Genomic DNA, 5,323 nt, shown 5'->3' on the forward strand with positions numbered 1-5,323 from the left:
CCCGGACGGCAGCAGCGCGAGGCAGGCCTCCAGCGCCTCGCGGAAGGCCGGCACGTCCCGGTAGAGGTCGCGGCCCATGCCGGGATATTGCGCCCCGCCGCCGGGGAACATGAAGACCGCGCCGACGGTCCCGGCACCGGCGCTGCCCGTTCCCATGCGGCGATGCGTGTGGCCGGCGAGGATCTCGCACGCCCCCGCAGGATCGCGGGCGACGACGGCGCAGCGATGCGGGAAGGCGCGGCGGCCGGTCTGGGTGGTGAAGGCCGCGTTCGCCAGGGTGAGGTCCGGCGAGGGATCGGCCAGCGCCTCCCGCCATTTGCGCTTGGCCCCGTCGAGGGCCTCGGCGGTCCGCGCCGACAGGGCGAGGATCTGCCAGTCCCGTGCGGGACCCGGCACAGGCGCGGCCGGGGCCTCTTCCAGGATGACATGGGCGTTGGTGCCGCCGACCCCGAGGGAGTTCACCGCGGCGCGCCGGGGCGTCCCGGTGCGGGGCCAGGGCCTGGCCGTGGTGACCACGGTGAACGGGCTCGCGGAAAAATCGAACCGGCCGTTGGGCCGGACGCAGTTGAGGCTCGCGGGGAGTTCCTCGTGGTGCATCGCCAGGGCGACCTTGATCAGGCCCGCGACGCCAGCCGCCGTGTCGAGATGCCCGATATTGGTCTTGAGCGAGCCGATGCCGCAGAACTGGCGCAGGCCGGGGACGGAATAGGCCTCGCTCAGGGCCGCGAGCTCGATGGGGTCTCCCACCGGCGTGCCGGTCCCGTGCGCTTCGATGTAGCTGACGCTGCCGGGGTCGATCCCCCCGACCGCGAGGGCCTCGGCCGCCGCGCGGGCCTGCCCCTCGACGCTGGGCGCGAGGTAGCCGGCCTTGGTCGAGCCGTCGTTGTTGACGGCGGAACCGCAGATGACCGCGTAGATGTGGTCGCCGGCGGCGACGGCGTCTTCCAGGCGGCGCAGGGCCACGATGCCGGCCCCGCTGCCGAACAGGGTCCCGTTGGCCTCGTCGTCGAAGGCACGGCAATGCCCGTCCGGCGACAGGATCTCGCCCTCGGCGGCCCGGTAGCCCTGCCGGTGCGGCACCTCGATGGTGACGCCGCCGGCCAAAGCCATGTCGCATTCACCCGAGAGCAGGCTCTGGATCGCGAAATGGACCGCGACCAGGGAGGTCGAGCAGGCGGTCTGCACCGAGATGCTCGGACCCTGCAGGTCGAGGAGATAGGAGGCCCGGGTGGCGAGGAAGTCCTTGTCGTTGCCCGTATGACGCAGGAGGAAGAGCCCCACCTGTTCGACGAGCTCGGCATTGGTGAGCAGGTTGTTGGCGAAATAGGCCTGCATCCCGCAACCCGCGAAGACGCCGATGGCTCCGGCGAACGCCTCGGGACGATGGCCCGCATCCTCCAGCGCCTCCCAGGCGCATTCGAGGAAATGCCGGTGCTGGGGGTCGAGGATGGCCGCTTCCCGAGGGCTCAGGCCGAAGAAGCCCGCATCGAACGCTTCCATGTCGGGCAGGACCATGCCGGCCTTGACGTAGCGCGGGTCGCGCAGATGCGTGGCGGAGACGCCGGAGGCCAGCAGTTCCTCGTCGCTGAACCAATGGGTCGCCTCGCGTCCCGACTTCAGCAGATGCCAGAGCTCGCCGGTCGTGGCGGCATCCGGGAAACGCCCCGCCATGCCGATGATGGCGATCCGGCCCGGTGCATCACCTGCTGTGTCGGGGGTCGGCGAAAACATGGCGTACCTCACGTATTCTGTGGTGACCGAGGGCTCAGGCGACCGTCGCCGGCATCTCCTGGCGGCGTCGGAGCGCCTGCCGCGCCTTGGCCCGGTCGTGTCCCCGGTCCGACGCCGAGGGACCGGTGGCGAATCCTCCCAGATGCAGGGAGAGGGTGCGGATCGTGGGGAAGCGGAACAGGTCGGTGATCGCGATGTCCCGGCGGAGCTCCTCGCCGAGGCGGCGCTGGACCTGAACCACGAGGAGGGAGTGACCGCCGAGGTCGAAGAAGTTTTCCGTGGTGGCGACCACCCGGCGACCGAGCGCTTCGCCCCAGATGCCGGCGATCAGGGCCTCCAGCGAACTCATCGGCGCCTCGGGCGATGCCGAGTGCGTCTCCGGTGACCGATGCGGCGCCGGCAGCGCGCCGCGGTCGACCTTGCCGTTCAGGGTCATCGGGAGGGCAGGCAGAACGACGATCACGGCCGGGACCATGAAGGCGGGCAGGGTCGAGGCCACCGCCTCGCGCAGGGCCTCGGGCCGCAGGGTCGCGCCGTCCCTGGCGGTGACGTAGGCCACCAGACGCTGGTCGCCGTCGGTATCCTCCCGCGCCACCACGACGGCGGCGGCGATGCCGGGCTGGCGCGCCAATGCGGCCTCGATCTCGCCGAGCTCGATCCGGTGCCCCCGGACCTTGACCTGGTGATCGAGCCGCCCGAGGAAGACGAGCCCTCCCGAGGCGTCCCGGCGGACGAGGTCGCCCGTCCTGTAGAGCCGCCCCGGACCGAACGGATTGGGAATGAACCGCTCCGCCGTCAGCGCGTCGCGTCCGAGATAGCCACGGGCGAGGCCTTCCCCGCCGATATGGAGCTCGCCCGCCACATGGGCCGGGCACGGTCGCCGGTGCGCGTCGAGCACATGCAACGTGGTGTTGGCGATGGGCTCGCCGAGGGTCACGCCGCGTTCCACGCCGTCGATCTCGACCACGGCCGACCAGATCGTCGTCTCCGTCGGCCCGTACATGCCGAGAAGCTTGCCGGGCAGGAGGTCGCGCAGCCGGCCGGCGAGGTCCGCGCTCAGGGCCTCGCCGCCCACCATCATGGTGCCGAGCTGCGAGAGCGCGCGTCGGCCCGCCGCATCGGCCACCAGCATCCGGGCCATGGAGGGGGTGCACTGGAAGTGGGTGACCCGGTGCCGGACGATGTCCTCCGGCACCGAGGCCGGCGCGGTGGAGGTGAGGGTTCCGGCCAGAACCATCAGGCGCTTCAGGTGCTCGAGATGGTCGAGGGCGAGATCGGTGGGCACCCCGAAATCGACGAGGCAGGCGATCTCGTCGGTCCCGATGCGCCGCACCGCTTCGACCATGCCGAGGCAGGATTCCGGGGTGCCGAACAGGCCGCCGGTGCGGTGATAGCGCTCGAAGGCGTGGTCCAGCAGCGCGTCGCGATCGGCCGGCGACAGGTCTTCGGCGTCGAGGATCTCGGCCGGGGTGCGACCGTCGGAGGCCGCGCGCTGGACGAAGGTCGGGAAGGTCCAGGCGGCCTGCCTGACCAGATCCATCGCGCTGCCGAGGTAGCGCTTCATCGGCTCGCGGACGGTCTCGCGGACCGCATCCTCGTCCTCGCCCACGAAGGTGTGGAGCATGAGGGTCACATGGCCCTCGCCGGCATGCCCGGCCTCCCGCCAGGCCTGGCGGTATTGCCGGATCTTGTCGGCCAATTCATCGAGGGTCTGGCCGAGGAGATGGGTGAGGACGCCGCATCCCAGCCGCCCGGCCTGGACGAAGGTGTCGGGATTGCCGGCCGCTGTGAGCCACATCGGCAGTTCGGGCTGGATCGGCCGGGGCATCGTGCCGATCTCCACGACCTTGCCCAGCGGATTGGGGAACGGCAGGCGCTCGCCGCGCCAGAGGCGGCGGATGTCGTCGATCTGCCCCGCCATTCTCTCCTTGCGCTCGGCGAAGCGCTCCGGCGCCAGGACGAAGTCGTTCGGCTGCCACCCCGAGGCGAAGGCGATCCCGGCCCGGCCCTTCGACAGGTTGTCGATCATCGCCCAGTCCTCGGCGACGCGCAGGGGATGGTGGAGCGGCAGGACGCAGCTGCCGGCGCGGATCTTGACGCGCTCGGTGCAGGCGGCGAGGGCGGCGGCGCTCAGCGCCGCATTGGGGTAGAGGCCCCCGAAGGCGTGGAAATGCCGCTCCGGCGTCCACACCGCCTCGAAGCCGTTGCGGTCGGCGAAGCGCGCGCCCTCCAGCAGCAGGCGGTACTTGTCCTGCGGATCCGCCGCGTCGTCGTTCGAGAAGTAGAACAGGCTGAAGCCGGGGCCGGGACTCGGCTCGGAGCGCGGACCGTGCAGCACCACCGTAAAGCCGCGCGCCAGGGTCCAGAGGATCTCCAGCACCGAGATGTCGAAGGACAGGCTCGTCGCCGCGAGCCAGATGCCGGGGGGGTCGTGCGGGATGCGGGCATCCATGCCGGCGCAGAAATTCATCAGGTTGCGATGGGTGATCGCCACACCCTTGGGCCGGCCGGTGGAACCCGAGGTGTAGATGACGTAGGCGAGATCCTGCCCGCCGGCGCGACCGGGGGGCGGCGCCCCCTCGCCTTGGGCTTCCGCGGTGTAGAGCACCGTGGCCGGAGCGAAGGCGAGGCGCTCCTGGATGGGGCGGCTCGTCAGCAGCACCTCGGCGCCGGAATCCTCCAGCATGTAGGCGAGGCGCTCGCGCGGATAGTCGGCGTCGAGGGGCAGGTAGGCCGCCCCCGCCTTCAGGGTCGCCAGGACGGCCACGACGAGGTCGGGCATCCGCTCGTGGCAGATGCCGACGATGGTGCCCGGCCCGATGCCGGCCGCGACGAGGCGGCCGGCGAGCTCCCGGCGGCGCGGTCGAGCTCGCCATAGGTGAGGCTGGCGTTGCCGGCGACCACGGCGTCCCGCTCGGGCAGCTCGGCCGCCCTGGCGGCGATCTCGTCGTGGATGCCGCGATCGTCCGCGAAGGGCGCGGTGGTGGCGTTGAGCGCGGCCACGATCGCCGCCTCTTCCTCCGGCACGAGGGGGAGCGCGCCGAGGCGAATCTCGGGATCGGCCAGGAAGGACTGGAGGAAGGCTGCGAACTGCCCGGCCATGGCTTGCGCGACCTCGACCTCGAAGGTCCGACCGCAGACGAGGAGCTCCGCCCGGCTTTCGCCCTCGCTCAGGGCCAGCACAAGTTCGGAGCCGGTACGCGCCAGGAGACCCGGTTTCGCACCGCCATGGACCAGGCCGATCTTGCGCCATGCGACGGCCCTTTCGCGCATGTCCGGCGAGGCGGCGCGTTGCGGGAGATCGGCGGCCAGAAGGCCCCTGGCGGCGAGGTCCGCGCGCTCGGCTGCGAACGCCGTCCGGAGCTCCGCGACAGAACCGTCCCGGTCGACGGCCAGGGTCAGGGGGCGGTCCGGCAGGAACCACGGCCAAGTATCGCGTTCGGAATCTGCGGCGGCCTCGCTGAGCCCCAGCGTGATCCGGGGCGTGTCGCAGACGAGGCCGATCCAGGCGAGGAAGGCCGCCGCCGCGTCGTCCGCGCTCGCCGTCCGGGCAAGCGGGATGGCGATGGCATGCGGCGCGGCCTCGGAGCCC

The 5,323-nt window shown here is 71.7% G+C and carries 3 protein-coding genes; all 3 read right to left on the reverse strand.

Annotated features, from left to right (window positions below):
* The coding region (locus FV220_RS23955; RefSeq protein WP_147833473.1) for a type I polyketide synthase at positions 1–1,731 on the reverse strand (1,731 nt) is incomplete at its 3' end.
* A 34-nt stretch (positions 1,732–1,765) separates the two neighbouring features.
* Positions 1,766–4,552, reverse strand: coding sequence for a MupA/Atu3671 family FMN-dependent luciferase-like monooxygenase (locus FV220_RS23960; protein ID WP_246689533.1), 2,787 nt, complete (start codon positions 4,550–4,552; stop codon positions 1,766–1,768).
* A partial coding sequence (locus FV220_RS26285) for a hypothetical protein (RefSeq protein WP_246689532.1) occupies positions 4,477–5,323 on the reverse strand: 847 nt, incomplete at its 5' end. The genes FV220_RS26285 and FV220_RS23960, both read right to left, overlap by 76 nt.

Source organism: Methylobacterium sp. WL19, assembly GCF_008040005.1.
Lineage (GTDB): Bacteria > Pseudomonadota > Alphaproteobacteria > Rhizobiales > Beijerinckiaceae > Methylobacterium > Methylobacterium bullatum.